Raw genomic sequence first — 14,746 nt, 5'->3', positions numbered from 1 at the left:
AATGCGCGCGTCATGACGTGTGCCCTTCGCTCATCAACGCATCGAGCGCCTCGATCAACTCGCGCGCGGGCCGGCGCGCATGCACGCCGGCCGGCAGCGCCCCGTCGCGCCACGACGGCCGCACGCCGCGCACGAACAGATAGCTGTAACCGCCGATGTGCGAGTCGTAGTCATAGCCCGGGCGGCGCGCTTTCAAATACCGATGCACCGCGAGCACATAGAGCAGCGCCTGCAAGTGATACGCGTGGTGCGCCATCGCCTCGTCGAGCGCGGCGGCACCGTATTCGGCCGGCGTAACGCCAAGATGATTCGACTTCCAATCGATGACCCAAAAACGGCCGTCGTGCTCGACGATCATATCGATGAATCCTTTGACATAACCGGCGAGCGTCCCTGCTTCGAGCGCCACGTCGGGGTACCCGTGCCGGACGAGCAAACCGCGCAGCGCGGCGAGATCGAGGGCGGGCGCCACGAACAGAAACGGCCACTCGGTCAGCCTGCGCTCGGGATCGAGCGCCGCCAGCGTCATCCCCGGCGCCACCTCGGCGGCCGTCACGTCGGCGATCAGCCGCGCCATCATCGCCGGCAGGCGCGCGGCCGTCTCGGCATCGGCGGCGACGGGCCGCTCGAGCAGCGCGCGTTCGATCGCCGCCGGCCACGTTGCGGGATCGGAGAAGTCCGCCAATTCGAACATACGATGCAGACACTCGCCGGCCGCCGCCCCGCGCGGAAACGCGAGAATATCGTCGGGCTCCAAAGCCTGCGCAGCGGCAGCCGCGGGCACCTGCGGCCAGACGGCTGCGGCCGCAGCTTGCGCCTCTTGCTGGGCAGCGGCGAGCGCATCGTGATCGGGCCGCGGCTCGTCGTCGATCGTCTCGCTCGCGTGGCGCGCGCCGGCGGCGGCCAGCGAACTGAAGCTCGCGATGCGCCATGTTTCGCGCAGTAAGCGGTGCGGCGTGCGGGCCGCGAACCGCCCGGCCGACGATGCCTCGCGCGCAAGCGCAATCCGCCGCGCGGGCGCCGGCAGCGGCGCGAGCGTGATCGTGCCGTCGGCAAGCGAGGCCCAGGCGGCTTCGAGCGCGCCCTCATCGGGCGGATCGTCGGACCACGCGTCGAAGGGCCGGCCGTCGCCCGCGACGAGCCAATTGAGCACGCTGCGGCGCGCCTCTTTCGTCGAACGCGACGAGAGATAAACGCCCGCGACGAGATAGCAGCGATGCACGGCCCGCGTCAGCGCGACGTAGACGAGCCGCGCCCGTTCGGCCGCCTCGTCGCGCGCGGCCTCGGCTTCGGCGCGCTCGGCATCCAAGCCTTCGCAGCCGTAATGAAGCACGGCGCGAGCGCCCGCTTGCGCGTCCTCGTGATACTCGCTCGCATCGGGCAAGCCCGTGCTGGCCGCGTTCATGCGAGCGCCGTCGCCCAGGAACGGACAAAAGACGACGGCATATTCGAGTCCCTTGGACTTGTGCACGGTCACGATCTGCACGAGATCGCGATCCGATTCGAGCCGCAGTTGCGCATCCTCGCCGCCGCCGCGCGCACGCTCGGCCGCGAGCCACCGCAAGGTCGGCGCGATGCCAGGATGCACGGCCGCCCTCGCCTGCGCCAGCTCGGCCAGGTGACCCACGTCGGTGAACCGGCGCTCGCCGTCGCGTCCCGCGATGAGCCGCTCGCCGATCGCGAGCTCGCGCATCATCGTTCGCCACATCGTCGCAAAACCGCGTTCGAGCCAAAGCGACCGGTAGCGCGCGAACCGCTCCACCCAAGCCGTGGCCTCGTCGGCATGCGCCTGGGCCGGTGCGTCGGCTAGTTGCGCGAGCCGCGCGAGCGCCTGCGCATCGAGGCCGAACCAATCGGCCGCCAGCGCCGCCCTCAGGCGCCGCAAATCGCCCGGCGAGTCCACCGCCGCCAACACGCGTTCGAGTTGCTCGGCATCGAGCGTCGCAAAGACCGACGACTGCGCAAGCTCCACGCTGCCCACGCCCCAAGCAGCCAGTACGCGCTTCATCAAGCTGCCTTGCTTGTGCGTGCGTACGAGCACCGCGATATCGGCGGGCGCAAGCGCGCTGTCGCCCAGCGCCACGCTGCCCTCGCGCGCGCCGCGCAACAAGCGCACGATCTCTTGCGCGCACGCCTCGGCCGATTGCCGCTGGGCCTCGCGCTTGAGCAGCGTCGACTCGCCCGAAGGCAACATCCATACGCGCAGCGCGCCGTCCGCGCGTTGCGCTCGGGCGGGATCGGCCTCGTCGATCAACGGCGGCCGCGCCCGATCGGCCGCCCGCACGCTCGTATAGTCGAGCCCGTCGAGCACGAAGGCGCGCGGATTGGCGCCGAAAATGCGATTGCACGCGGCCACGAGCGGCGGCGTCGAACGCTGGTTCACGGCGAGCGTATAGCGCGCCGTGGCCGTGTGCCGAGCGGCCAGATAGGTATGCAGATCGGCCGCGCGAAAGCTGTAGATCGCCTGCTTCGGATCGCCGACCAGGAAGAGCGGGCCCGCTCGCCCGTCGCTGCCCGGCCCCGCGAAAATGCGCTCGAAGATAGCGAATTGGAGCGGATCGGTATCCTGGAATTCGTCGATGAGCGCAGCCGGATACCGCTCCCGCAGCGCGCGTGCGAGCCACGGGTGCTCGACCAAGGCGCCATGCAAGTTCGCGAGCAAGTCGTCGAACGATGCGACGCGGCGCGTCCGCTTCATCGCCGCGAGCGCGCGCGGCGCCTCGTCGAGCCACAGCGCGAGCAACGCGAGCCAGCGCGTGCGATGCGCCGTCTCGGCGGCCTCGGCGGCGCGGGCAAGCGTGTCGGCCAACTCGAAAAACGGATGCTCGGGCGGCGTCATCTTGACTTTGGTCGCCTTCGCGAGCGCGGTCGCGGTCAGCTTCAACGCTTCGCGGGCGGGAGCCGCATAAGGGTCGCCCTCGGCGAAATAGCGGCTCCACGCATCGACCGCCGCCCGCACCGCTTCGGGCTTATGCGACGTCTGTTTGAGCGCCGGCTGCGCGTTTTCCAGCAGGCGCTCGATCGACTCGCGCTGCTCGCGCCACAGATCGCAAGCGGCATCGAAACGCAGGCGAGCATCGTCTTCGTCGCCAGGCACGAGCACCGGCGCGTCCGCGCCCGAGGCCCCCCAGCGCAATTGCGCAAGCGGCTTTTTGAGCCGTCGCGCGAGTTGCGCATCGAGCTCGAGCGGGGTCGCCCCACGCGCGACGAGCCATGCCGCGAACGCGGGATACGCCGCGGCGACGGGCTCCACGCGCTCGCGCCAGAACTCGGCCGCTAGCTCGAAGCGCAGCGACGCGTCGTCGGCTTGCATCTCGAACGCAAACGGCATCGCGGCTGCGAACGGCGCCTCTTGCAACGCACGCTGGCAGAACGCGTGAATCGTATGGATGGCGGCTTGGTCGAACGTGGAGAGCGCGCGTCGAACGCGCTTGCCGGCCACGCCCCGGTCGAGCCCATCGTTGCCGAGGGTGGTCGCGAGCAGTTGCGCGACGAACGGGTCGCCGCCGTCGTCGGCCGTGTCTATCGCGCGGGCCAGCTCAGCCAGACGACCGCGAATCCGCTCTTGCAACTCGGCGGTAGCTGCCTTCGTGAAGGTGACGACGAGAATCTGATCCGCATTCAGATCGCGTTCGAGCAGCAAGCGCACGTACAGCGCGCAGATGTTCCAAGTCTTGCCCGTGCCGGCCGAAGCCTCGATTTGATTGACACCCGAGAGTTCGCAGCGAAAAACGTCGAGCGGCGCCGGCTCGTCCTCTAGCATCGACGGCGGCGCGCCTAGAAGGCGATCCTGCTCGCTCATGCCTGCCCCCCGGTCAGATGCTCGAGCAAAGGCTCGAACACGATACGGGCGGCGGCGCCGAACGCCGCATCGAGCGCGAGGTCCACGCCTCGCCAAGCGATCGTGAGCGCCGGGTCATCCGATTCGCCGCGCACGCGATCGCTAATCCAAGTCGCAAGTGCCTCTGCGTCGCCGCCGTTCGCTTTCGCCCAGGCGCTTTTCGGGAAGAAACGCAGCGGCAAGCGGCGCCCTGCCAGGTATAGCGCGACGAGCGGCGCGAGGTGTTCGAGCGGCGCATCGACGCGCGTGAACGCGAAGCGCTCGGTGGCGCCGAACCACACGGTACGGCAGGGCCCATCGGGCTCGGCCGCGCAGTATGCGAGGTGCGCGAGCCACGCATTCAAATATTCGCGCGCACTGGGGCTCGCGTACCGGTAAAGCACTTGACCCGTAGCGGTCACCCGGTTCAAGGTGCCGTGCAACTGCACGGGAGCACTGTCGCACAATGCGTCTCGCAGTTCGGTCTCATGCTCGCCGAACAGCGCGATGCCGTCCGTCTCGGGCCATTGCGGACGCACTTGCAATGCGAACGGCAAGCGTGACGCGCCCGCTGCCAGCGCCGCGCGCACGCTGCCCGCGAGACGGCCCAGCGCGCCTACCTCGCGCCGCTTGAGCACATCGCCCGTTGCGCCCGCCGGCAACTCGGGGCTCGTTTGCGCGACGCGCCACGCGCGCGCGCGCGCTTCGTCGTCGTCGCGCTCGATCAGTCGCGGCAGCAATCGATCGGCAAGCGCATCGCGCCCGGCGTAATCGAGTTCGAACGGCTCGACTTCGAGCAATTCTCCCTGCGTTTTCTCGAGCACCACGCCCAGCCGCTCGCGCAGCAGCGCGCGGGCCGGATGCTGCCAGAAACGTTGGAAATCGGCGAACGAAACGGGTCCCGCCGGTTCGGGCGGCAACGGACCCGCGAAAAACGGCGGCGCCACCGGTTCGGCATCGGCGGCGAGTAGCGAGGCCAAACGGGCGCGCTCGGCGTCGTAGGTAAAAAGCGCGGGGCGCGCTTCGAAATACGCCAAGGCGAACGGCTGCAGCGGATGCTCGACGATGAACGAGCGGCGCGCCGCATCCAGTTCCGCGGGCGCGGCATCCGGCCCAGCCTTGGCCCGCGCCAAATGATCGAGCAGTTCGTCGACGAGCGCCGCCGGCGGCAACGGCGCGTTGTCGCGGATACTGCGTCCCGTGTAGCTCACGAACAGCCGGTCGCGCGCGGCGAGCAGCAGATCGAGAAAGAGATTGCGCTCGTCGGCACGCCGCTGGCGGTCGCCCAACTGCGGCAAGACCGCCATTAGATCGAACTCGTCGGCGCGAGCGAGACTCGGCAAGACGCCGTCGTCCATCCCGATCAAGCAAATCGCGCGATACGGCAACCCGCGCAGGCTCGTCAACGAGGAAAACGTCACGCCGCCCCACGGCACGCCGCCGTGGGCCGCGTCGTCGAGCGCGACCGTTAGCGCCGCGCGCACCACCGCGGCGGGGGCCAGCGCGTCGCGCGCGCCGTCGCGCATCGCCTCGAGCGCTTTCTCCACGGCATCGCGCACGCTCGCGAGCGCATCGGCGAAAGGCGGCGACGGATCGAACAGGCGCGCGAGCGCATCGGCGAACAGCGCGCTCCAACCGTCGCAGCTCAACGTTTCGCGCGAGCGGCGAACGAACCCGTACAAGTCATCGACGAAGCGGCCGAGACGCCCCAGCAGTTGTGCATCGGCTCCGCGCGCGCCGGGCACCGGCAGCCACGCATCGACGGGTTCACCGTCATCGGGCATCGCATAGCCGAGAAAGAGCCGCGTGAGCGCATCGGCGAATGTATGGCGCGCCCCGGTCACGGCATGCGCGGCACGCTCGCCCTCGCCCGCCGGGGCCTCCGCCGCCAAGCCGCGGCGCGCGCCGGCCGCCGCGAGCCAGCTCTGAACCGTATCGAGCGACACCGCGTCGATACCGTAACGCGCGGCCACCGCATCGACGCGCAGCCATTCGACGAGTTCCGGCGCGGCCACGCCGCGCTCCGCGAGCGAGAGCCACTCGAGCAGCACGCGCGCGATCGGATTCGCCTGCGACGGCGGCAGGCCCGTGATGCGATACGGAATACGGCCGCGCTCGTCGCCGCGCGTCGTACCGAAGACGGCGTCGATGAGCGGCGCCGCGGCGGCGAGATCGGGGCACACGACGAGCACGTCCGACGGCCGCAGCCCCGGCAATGCATCGTTAGGGCCGGCGATCGAATCGTCGAACCAGCCGAGCAGCCGGTCGTGCAGCACCTCGAGTTGGCGCGACATGCTGTGGCAAACATGAACCTCGATGCCGCGCGCGGATTGGCCGGCCAGCGGCCCCTCGTCGTCCTCTTCCTGTTCCAAGTCGAGCATCGCGTTTTGCACGCGCGCGAGCCAGTTCGCCGATTCGTTGGGCGCATAGCGCGTCGCCTCGCTCGATGCCGCGCCCTCCGTCAATTCATGAAGCAAATGCAACTGCGCTTGCGTCTGCCGCCCCCACTCGGCAAGCAGCGGATGCCCCACCTCGTGGAAGTCGAGCGTATCGGCGGCTTCGAGTGCGAGCGCGCGCTTTTCGGTGACGATGTCGAACCAGAACTGACGGCACGGATTCAATACGTACATGCGCACGTCGATCCAGCGCGACAGCTCGCGCAGCAGCGCAATGTAAAGCGGGGCGATCGTGGGCAGCGCGAACACGCTGACGACGCGCGGCCAACGCGCGCGCATGACCGCATCGAGATCGAGCGTGCGCACGAGTTCGAGGAAACGGTGAGCGGGCGGCGCGGCCTCTGCGATGCCGGACGCGCCGCCTTCTTGCGCGAGTTCGGCCAGCACGGCACGCCACAGCGCCGCCTGCCAGCGCTCGTCCTCGCGGGCCGCCGGCGACGCTTGCGCAGTAGCCGGCGGCGGCGCCGCGCCCGGGCCGCCCTCGAAGATCGACTGCCCGTGCTGCCAGCGCGCGAGCCACTCCGGGCGATAGGTCAAATAGTGATCGAATACGGTGGCCACGCGCCGCGCGAGCTCGAAACGCATCGGGGCATCGGCCGCCTGCAGATAGCTGCGCAACCGGGGCGAGGCGAGCCAAAACGCCGCCTCGTCCGGCGAGGCGCCGCCGCCCTCATCGCCTTCTACCCCGAACAGGCGATAGCACCGCCAGGCCAGCCGCTCGACGCCGAGCGGCGAATGCGCGGGCACATCGATCACGCCCCCGATTTGGGTCCACAACCACTGCGCGAGATAACTGAAATTCACGTTCGCGCAGATGCCGCGGCGCGCCGCGAGCTCCAATTCGAGGCGCCGCCGCGCGGCCGCGCTCGGCACGACGATCTCCTCGTGCGTCCACGGATCGGCGGGCATGGCGGCAAGATCGTCGACGAGCGCTTGAACGAGCGTCTCGTACCGGTTCGAATAGAAAAGCTGGAGCATGAACCTTGGGTCGATGCGCCTGCGCGCGCAGGCCGCGGACGAAAACCGTCAGCATATCAAAGGCGCCGGACGGCCGTTAAGGCGCATGAAGCAGACATGCCCGGTGCTATCGAAATACGTTAGACTTTCACGCCAGCCGTCCCCGGCTCTTCCCGCTGCCCGCCGCGAGATCGATGCGCTACTCGAAAGAAATCGAAAAATTTCTCTACAGCCAATATTTTTTCGGTGGACTGCGCGCGGCCATCGGCGTATCGCTGCCGGCCGTCTTGTGCCTCGTCGTATTTCATCAGGCCGACCTCGGCTTCACGATCGCCACCGGTGCCCTAGGCGCCTGCGTCGTCGATATGCCCGGGCCGCTCAAATACAAGCACAACGAGATGCTCGTGTGCAGCGTGCTCGGCTTTCTGTCGGCGCTGGCCACGGGACTTGCGACCGTCAATATCTTCGCGCTGTGGGCCACGATCGTCGCGCTGACGTTCGTGCTGTCGCTGACCGTCGTCTACGGCAATCGCTGGCCGCAGATCAGCTTCGCGACGCTCTTCATGATGGTGATGACGCTCGAGGAGCACTTTACGCCGGCGCAGGCGCTCATCAACGCGAGCTGGATCTTGCTGGGCGGCCTTTGGTACACGTACTGGGCCACGTTGATTTCGCAGTGGCAAGCGCATCGGATCGAGAAACAGGCGCTCGCGGAAAACGTCTTCGCGTGCGCCGATTACCTGCTGGCGCGCGCGAACTTCTACGACATCGACGCGAACCTCGACGCGTGTTACGACATCCTCGTCGAAAAGCAAACGGCAGCCGTCGAAATGCAGGACGCCGCGCGTGCGATCGTGCTACGCAATTTGCCGAAGCTGCGCCGCGGCAAGCTCGATCCGCGACGCGTCACGCTGTTCAATCTGTTCATCAATACCGTCGATCTGCATGAGTTGTTCGTCGGCGCGCATACCGACTACCCGCTGATGCGCAGCACCTTCGGCAACGGCGACTTGATGCTGTTCTTCCGCGATTTGATCCGCAAGGCGGCAAGCGATCTCGAGGAAATCGGCTTGGCCGTACTGCAGAACCGGCGGCCCGATTCGCGCATCAACGTCAAAGCCGAAATCCGCGCGATCGAATACGAAATCGAACTCATGCGCAAGCAGGGCCTGCCCGAGCGCAACCCCGAAGCCTATGCGGCCGCATCGGCCTCGTTCCGGCGCATCTGGAGCGCGGTTCGCATGATCGACAAAATGAAAAAAACCGTCGGCAGCGACACCCCGGCCGTGCAAACCGCGGTGCGCGTCGACCATACGCTGATGCGCTTTCTCTCGGGCCGCCGGGTGCCGCTTCCGCAGATCTTCTCGAATCTGACGATGGCGTCGCCGAGCTTTCGTCACGCCCTGCGCGTGACGATTGCCGTCGCCCTGGGGTTCTGGCTCGGTCGCTTGCTGCCGCTCACGAACGCCTACTGGATCGTGATGACGACGCTGATCATCATGAAGCCCGGCTACTCGCTGACGAAGCAGCGCAATACGCAGCGGATCGTCGGCACGGCGATCGGCTGCGCGGCCAGCCTCGCCTTGATCTGGTTCGTGAAAGCGCCGCCCGTGTTGCTCGTGTTCATGTTCGCCTCGATGGTCATGAGCTACAGCCTGCTGCTGTTCAATTACGCGGCGAGCGTCGTCTTCACGTCGTCGTATGTGTTGCTGCTGTTTCATCTGCTGGCGCCCGGCAACATGCGCATCATCGGCGAGCGGGCGATCGATACGTTCGTCGGCTGCGCCCTCGCGATCGCGGCCAGCCATTTGTTTCCGTACTGGGAATACCGGCTCATGGGCAAGCTCGTCACCGAGATGCTCGCGGCCACGCGTCAGTATCTGGAGAGTGCTTGGTGGTGGGGCAACGCGCCGCGCGGCGGGACGAACGCCGCCGCGGCGCAGCCGGGCGCGCAAGCAGCGAGCGCCGATGAACGCGACTTCCGTTATCGCCTAGCGCGAAAGAACGTCCATATCGCGTTCGCCAATCTCGCGCAGGCGTTCCGCCGGATGATGCTCGAGCCGAAGGCGCAGCAGCGCTTCGTGCCGGAACTGAACGACTTGCTCGTTCAAAGCCACGTGCTGGCCGCGCATATCACGGCCGCCGCGCCGTTGCTGCGCGAGATGGCCGAGCGCGAGCCGGACGGCTCGCAGGCGTTACAGCGCGCGCTCTCGGCCGTGCGCGAGAACTTGACGCTCGCGCAAACGGGCGACGCGCCGCCCGTCGATCAGGCGGAGACGACGAAACAACTCACGCGGGAACTCGATGCGATGGTCGTCGAGATCGAACGGGCCGGCACGCAACCCGCCGAGTTCATCGGCGAAATCAAATTGCTCGCGCTGCAATGCAAGCAGATGCTCGCCGCCTCGTTTCTCATTCGCAAAGACGCGGGCGCGATTCGCCTGCCCGCGCAACCCTGACATAGGGCGCGCGGGCAGCAGCGGTTATTGCGAGGCGCCCGATGCGCTTGCGGCCGCGGACGACGATGCGGCTGCCGCGTTTTGCTCGTCGTACTCGCGCTTGCCCTTGATGGCGTTGAAGAGGAACGTCGCGATTCCGATCAGCACGATCACGATGATGAGCACGGCGACGCGCGTCGTGGGGTTTGATTTGTTCGAGCGGCGAGGATCGTTCATGGATGGTGTCGTGCGGCGCGCCGAGAGTGGCGCCGCGCAAAATAGCGAGACGAAAGCCGGCATTCTACGCGCTTCAAAGCGCGCGTCACCTGACCGGCAGCGCCGTTGAATATTTGATTTGCTCCATCGCGAAGCTGGAGCTCACGTCGAACAGCGGCACCGCGCGAATCAAGTGTTTGTAGACGCGATCGTAGTCGTCGATATCGGAGACGACGATACGCAGCAAATAGTCGGTCTCGCCGCTCATGCGGTAGGCTTCGACCACCTCCGGAATATCGCATACGGTCTGCACGAACCGGCGCGCCCATTCCTCCGTATGCTGGTTCGTGCGCACCGCGACGAACACGGTCGTCCCCACGCCGAGCTTGCGCGCGTCGCACAACGCCACTTGGGCGCGAATGACGCCTTCCTCCTTGAGCCGCTGGACGCGCTTCCAGCACGGCGTCTGCGAGAGATTGACGCGGCTCGCGAGTTCCGCGATCGGCAACGTGGCGTCGGCCTGAAGCAGCTCCACGAGCTTGCGATCGATAGCATCCATTCCCATTACGATCCCGTGTTGGAATTTTTTTCTATGTTTTATAGAGATCGTGGAATTATAAGCAAACTATTTTCACGGATAAACCGATATAAATGGGGCATCGATCGCTTTGGACGACGCCCCCATTTCTGCCCGCACGCGCCGAGGCGGCCCGCCCCGGCGCCGGGCGGGACCCCTCAATAAGCGACGGTCGCAATGCGGCGCACGAACCGGTTTTGTTCGATTTCGTCGACGAACGCGATCGCGTAATCTTCCGCCGAAATCTTGCTGGCGCCGCCGGCATCGACGATCAGCGTATCGGCGCCCGTGCGGAACGCGCCCGTCTTGGTCCCGGGCGCGATGATGGCGGCCGGCGCGAAGAAGGTCCAATCGATGTCGGTCGCCTCCCGATACAACCCGAGTGCCTCGCGATGCGCGAGCGCAACGGCTTTGTAGGCGTCCGGAAACCCTTCGGTATCGACGAGCTGCTTGCCCGGCGCCACTTCGAGCGATCCCGCGCCGCCGACTGCGACTAACCGCTTGACGCCGGAAATTCTGGCCAGTTCGATCAGCGCGCGCGTGGCTTGAATGACTTTGGCCGTGTCCTCCTGTGCCGGGCCGTAGGCGCTCGCGATCGCATCGAAGCCCGCGATGCGCTGGGCGTTCGCTTGCGCGTCGAACACGTCGCCGGCGAGGGTCGTCAATCCGGCCGCCCCTTCGACAGGCTGTGGCCGGCGCGAAATCGCCGCGACTTCATGGCCGCGCGCGAGCGCTTCGGCCGCGATGCGCGACCCGATCATCCCCGTCGCCCCGAAAAGCGCAATTTTCAAGCGTTGTTGCATGGTAGGCTCCTAGTCAATGAAATGTGTAACTTTATTGGTTACACTTATCGATCAAAAAAAAGAGGCGACGCCTCTCGCTAACTTCATCGGCCGCCGGCCGCGTGGTGAACTCAACCGCTATTACCGCTCTTACCGCCGGCCCCTACTCCCATCGCGCTTTCGGCTTCGATCACGCCTGCCGTGACATCGGCCAACGTGCGTGCGCCGAGCGATGCTTCCATGGCCCGCTGCGCGTCGTCGACGATGCCGACGAGCACCTGCTGAATGTGCCGGCCGACCATGCACGCCGGGTTCGGCTGCTCGCGGTGCAAGCCGAACAGCGCGGCTTCATCGACGGCGCGGTAGACGTCGAGCAAACGGATTTGTCCCGGCGCGCGCGCCAGCAACGCACCGCCTCCGGCGCCGAGCTGCGACGTCGTGAGCCCCGCCTGAGCAAGCATGGAGAGGAGCCGGCGAATCAGCGCCGGATTCGTATTGACGGAGCCCGCGATGATCTCGGAGGACAACGGCTCCCCTTGCTGTAGCGACAGCAGCGCCAAGATATGGACGGCATAGGCGAAGCGGCTGCTGGTGTTCATTGCTGAGGCTCGGCGTCAAAAACTGTAACCATGATAATTACATTTCGAGCGCCGCGCAATACCCGCCTGATCGCGCCCCGACGGCTCGATGCGGTACGCATGGCAGGAGTACACTGCCGCTTGATCGTAGGAAGCACGGATTCCGTAGTCGTCTACCCCTCACTAGAGAAGGAGCACGCCATGGCCGCGAAGAAGATTTTGTTTCTGACGGGCGATTTCGCAGAAGATTACGAAACGATGGTGCCGTTTCAGGCACTGCAAGCCGTCGGCCATACCGTCGATGCCGTCTGCCCGGGCAAGCGCGCGGGCCAGAAGATCAAAACGGCGATCCACGATTTCGAAGGCGACCAGACCTACACGGAGAAGCCCGGTCACCAATTCACGCTCAACGCCACGTTCGAGGAAGTCGACGCGGCCAGCTACGACGCGCTCGCGATCGCCGGCGGACGCGCCCCCGAGTATCTGCGTCTGGACGCCAAGGTCATCGAGCTCGTGCGCGACTTCGCGCAACGAAACAAGCCGATCGCCGCGATCTGCCATGCCGCGCAATTGCTTGCCGCCGCCGAGGTGATTCGCGGCAAGCGCATTTCGGCCTACCCCGCCTGCGCGCCCGAAGTGCGGCTTGCCGGCGCCGAGTACGCCGATATTCCCGTGGACGCGGCCGTCACCGACGCGCCGTTCGTCACGGCGCCCGCCTGGCCCGCGCATCCCGAGTGGCTGCGCCAATTCCTCGTGCTGCTCGGAACGCGCATCGAGCTTTAAGCGTCGCCGACGAACGGCGCCGTGCGGCCCGCCAACGCGGCCACCACGACCACGAGCTCGAGTGGATCGACGGGTTTGGCCAAATGCGTCTGGTAGCCGGCCAGCAGCGCGCGGCGCCGGTCCTCGCTGCGCGCGAACGCGGTCAGCGCCGCCGCCGGCGTGCTGCGCCCGCGCTGGCCCTCCGACGTACGCAGCCGCCGGATGAACTCGTAACCGTCGACGCCGGGCAGGCCGATATCGCTCACGATGACGTCGGGCGACTCGGCGGCGCATGCCTCCAACGCGTCGGTCGCGGACGAGAACGCAAGCGTCGTCGCACCGCGCTCTTGCAAGACCCGCTCGACGAGTTCGCGCGCGTCCGGCTCGTCTTCGAGCACGAGCACGCGCAAGCCCGCCAAGGCCGGCGGCGCGTGTAGTTCGAGCGCGTCGGCGTCCTGCTCGCGCGCCGGCTCCGCGGCGGCGGCCGGCAGCATGACGACGAACGTCGCCCCACAGCCGGGGCCGTCGCTATGAGCGACGATCCGCCCGCCGTGCATCTCCACCAACTGCCTAGCGATCGACAGGCCGAGCCCGAGCCCGCCGTGCTGACGCGCGATGCCCGCGTCCTCCTGGCAAAAACGCTCGAATACGTGGGGCAGAAACTCGGGTTTGATGCCCTGGCCGTTATCGGCGACGATCAACTCGACCTCGCCGTCGAGCCGCTGCAGTTTGACCTCGACGCAGCCGCCCCTGCCCGTGAATTTGACGGCATTCGAGAGCAGATTCCAGACGATCTGCTGCAATCGGGATGGGTCGCCAAGGACCGCACCGACCGCATCGAGCGATGACACGAAACGGATGTCTTTTGCCTGCGCAGCCGGACCCACGGAACGGATCACGTACTCGACGACGTCGGCGAGATCGACGCGCTCGGCTTCCAACCGAAGCTTGCCGGCCAGGATTCGCGAGAAATCGAGCAGGTCGTCGACCATGCGCGCTTGCGCCCGCGCGTTGCGGTCGATGACGTCGAGCCCTTTGCGCAGCGACTCCGACACGCTGGCGTCGCGCAACAGAAACTGAGTCCAACCGACGATCGCATTGAGCGGCGTGCGCAGCTCGTGCGACAACGTCGCGACGAATTCATCCTTCATCCGCGAGGCGCGCTCCGCTTCGGCGCGCGCCACGCGTTCAGCCGCCAGCAGCGCTTCGCGCTCCTCCGCCAATGCCCGGAAATGCGCCTCGCGCTCCTGCGCGCGCTGCGCCTGCGCCAGCTCGCGCTCGATGCGCCGCTCGCGCAACACGCGCTCGATCGCTTCGGGCAGGTACTCGAGATAGCCTTCGCTCTTGGGCACGACATCGGCCACGCCCGAGCGCAACGCCTCGATCACGCGCGCCTCGTCGGCAAATCCGGTGCACAAAATAGCGGGCAGCGCGAGCCCTTGAGCACGCAGCGCGCGCAAGAAATCGAGCCCGGTCTCCGCGGCTCCGAGCGCATAGTCGACCACGATCACATCGGGCTGCTCGGCCGCGAGCGATTGGCGCGCCGCATCCGTGCTCGGCGCGGTGCTCACGCGGTAACCGGCCCGAGCAAGCGAGCGCGCGGCGAGCCGCAACAGCCCCTCGTCGTCGTCGACGAACAGCGCATGAGCGCTCATCGAGTGGCCGCGGGCAGCTTCACCACCTGCAGGAAGAAGCCAAGACGGCGCACCGCCTCGATAAAGGCGTCGTATTCGACGGGTTTGGTCACGTAGACATTGCAGCCGAGCTCGTAGCACCGTTCGATTTCACGGGGATCGTCGGTCGTCGTCAATACGATGACGGGCAGCGAGGCCGTGCGCCGGTCGGCCTTCAACCGCCGCAACACTTCCAAACCGTCGATGCGCGGCATGTTCAAATCGAGCAGGATCACCGACGGCGGCAAATCCTCGCGCATGAACTGCGACGGTTCGCTAAAGAAGTAGTCGAGCGCTTGCTGGCCGTCGGAAAAACGCGTGAAGCCGTTGGTCAAGCCCGCGCGCCGCAAGTTGCGCTCGATCAGCGTGGCGTGACCGTCGTCGTCCTCGATCAGGATGATGCTCACCGATTGGCCCACATTGGGCTGGCCCGTGTTGTGATGGCCCGTCGTGGGATGCCCCGCCGTCCCGGTTGGGTTGTGCATTG

10 protein-coding genes are annotated in these 14,746 nt (G+C 66.8%); 2 read left to right on the top strand and 8 right to left on the bottom strand.

Annotated elements, in window-relative coordinates; translation table 11 throughout:
- Window positions 1-10 precede the first annotated feature (10 nt).
- Both recB and recC read right to left on the bottom strand, forming a co-directional pair.
- Window positions 11-3,763, bottom strand: coding sequence for an exodeoxyribonuclease V subunit beta (gene recB / locus DXT59_RS27380; RefSeq protein ID WP_116141554.1), 3,753 nt, complete (start codon window positions 3,761-3,763; stop codon window positions 11-13).
- Between the two features lie 35 nt (window positions 3,764-3,798).
- Window positions 3,799-7,254, bottom strand: coding sequence for an exodeoxyribonuclease V subunit gamma (gene recC / locus DXT59_RS27375; RefSeq protein WP_116141223.1), 3,456 nt, complete (start codon window positions 7,252-7,254; stop codon window positions 3,799-3,801).
- Window positions 7,255-7,427: 173 nt separating this feature from the next.
- Here recC and DXT59_RS27370 point away from each other — a divergent pair, with 173 nt between their 5' ends.
- Entirely contained in the window at window positions 7,428-9,692 is a 2,265-nt protein-coding gene (locus tag DXT59_RS27370) for an FUSC family protein (protein ID WP_116141221.1), read from the top strand.
- A gap of 24 nt (window positions 9,693-9,716) precedes the next feature.
- On the opposite strand, the gene DXT59_RS27365 is transcribed toward DXT59_RS27370, so the two are convergent.
- From DXT59_RS27365 to DXT59_RS27350, 4 genes are all read right to left on the bottom strand, one after another.
- Window positions 9,717-9,908 (bottom strand): hypothetical protein, encoded by a 192-nt coding sequence (locus DXT59_RS27365; RefSeq protein ID WP_116141552.1) that lies wholly within the window; start codon window positions 9,906-9,908, stop codon window positions 9,717-9,719.
- An 85-nt stretch (window positions 9,909-9,993) separates the two neighbouring features.
- The gene (locus DXT59_RS27360; protein WP_116141219.1) at window positions 9,994-10,446 is read right to left on the bottom strand and encodes an Lrp/AsnC family transcriptional regulator; all 453 of its coding nucleotides are present in this window, start codon (window positions 10,444-10,446) and stop codon (window positions 9,994-9,996) included.
- Between the two features lie 176 nt (window positions 10,447-10,622).
- On the bottom strand, window positions 10,623-11,267 hold the full coding sequence (locus tag DXT59_RS27355; protein WP_116141217.1) for an NAD(P)-dependent oxidoreductase: 645 nt from the start codon (window positions 11,265-11,267) through the stop codon (window positions 10,623-10,625).
- Between the two features lie 110 nt (window positions 11,268-11,377).
- Entirely contained in the window at window positions 11,378-11,845 is a 468-nt protein-coding gene (locus DXT59_RS27350; RefSeq protein WP_116141215.1) for an Rrf2 family transcriptional regulator, read from the bottom strand.
- Between the two features lie 180 nt (window positions 11,846-12,025).
- On the opposite strand from DXT59_RS27350, the gene DXT59_RS27345 reads away from it, so the two are divergent.
- Window positions 12,026-12,607, top strand: a complete 582-nt coding sequence (locus DXT59_RS27345) for a DJ-1/PfpI family protein (protein WP_116141213.1) — start codon at window positions 12,026-12,028, stop codon at window positions 12,605-12,607.
- Here the strand turns inward: DXT59_RS27345 and DXT59_RS27340 are convergent.
- Both DXT59_RS27340 and DXT59_RS27335 read right to left on the bottom strand, forming a co-directional pair.
- Complete coding sequence (locus DXT59_RS27340) at window positions 12,604-14,241, bottom strand: ATP-binding response regulator (RefSeq protein ID WP_116141210.1); 1,638 nt, start codon at window positions 14,239-14,241, stop codon at window positions 12,604-12,606. The two genes, DXT59_RS27345 and DXT59_RS27340, sit on opposite strands and share 4 nt — an antisense overlap.
- Window positions 14,238-14,744 (bottom strand): response regulator, encoded by a 507-nt coding sequence (locus DXT59_RS27335; RefSeq protein WP_116141208.1) that lies wholly within the window; start codon window positions 14,742-14,744, stop codon window positions 14,238-14,240. The genes DXT59_RS27340 and DXT59_RS27335 overlap by 4 nt, the downstream gene beginning before the upstream one ends.
- Window positions 14,745-14,746: the final 2 nt, after the last annotated feature.

Origin of the sequence: Trinickia diaoshuihuensis, assembly GCF_003390925.1 — a bacterium.
Lineage (GTDB): Bacteria > Pseudomonadota > Gammaproteobacteria > Burkholderiales > Burkholderiaceae > Trinickia > Trinickia diaoshuihuensis.
Note: the sequence above shows the minus strand (reverse complement) of the source record. Positions and strands in the feature narration are given on the sequence as shown.

What these genes read in the sequence shown, in the direction of transcription:
- recB (WP_116141554.1), bottom strand. Translation starts at nt 3,763, where the DNA reads ATGCTAGAGGACGAGCCGGCGCCGCTCGACGTTTTTCGCTGCGAACTC.
- recC (WP_116141223.1), bottom strand. Translation starts at nt 7,254, where the DNA reads ATGCTCCAGCTTTTCTATTCGAACCGGTACGAGACGCTCGTTCAAGCG.
- DXT59_RS27370 (WP_116141221.1), top strand. Translation starts at nt 7,428, where the DNA reads ATGCGCTACTCGAAAGAAATCGAAAAATTTCTCTACAGCCAATATTTT.
- DXT59_RS27365 (WP_116141552.1), bottom strand. Translation starts at nt 9,908, where the DNA reads ATGAACGATCCTCGCCGCTCGAACAAATCAAACCCCACGACGCGCGTC.
- DXT59_RS27360 (WP_116141219.1), bottom strand. Translation starts at nt 10,446, where the DNA reads ATGGATGCTATCGATCGCAAGCTCGTGGAGCTGCTTCAGGCCGACGCC.
- DXT59_RS27355 (WP_116141217.1), bottom strand. Translation starts at nt 11,267, where the DNA reads ATGCAACAACGCTTGAAAATTGCGCTTTTCGGGGCGACGGGGATGATC.
- DXT59_RS27350 (WP_116141215.1), bottom strand. Translation starts at nt 11,845, where the DNA reads ATGAACACCAGCAGCCGCTTCGCCTATGCCGTCCATATCTTGGCGCTG.
- DXT59_RS27345 (WP_116141213.1), top strand. Translation starts at nt 12,026, where the DNA reads ATGGCCGCGAAGAAGATTTTGTTTCTGACGGGCGATTTCGCAGAAGAT.
- DXT59_RS27340 (WP_116141210.1), bottom strand. Translation starts at nt 14,241, where the DNA reads ATGAGCGCTCATGCGCTGTTCGTCGACGACGACGAGGGGCTGTTGCGG.
- DXT59_RS27335 (WP_116141208.1), bottom strand. Translation starts at nt 14,744, where the DNA reads ATGCACAACCCAACCGGGACGGCGGGGCATCCCACGACGGGCCATCAC.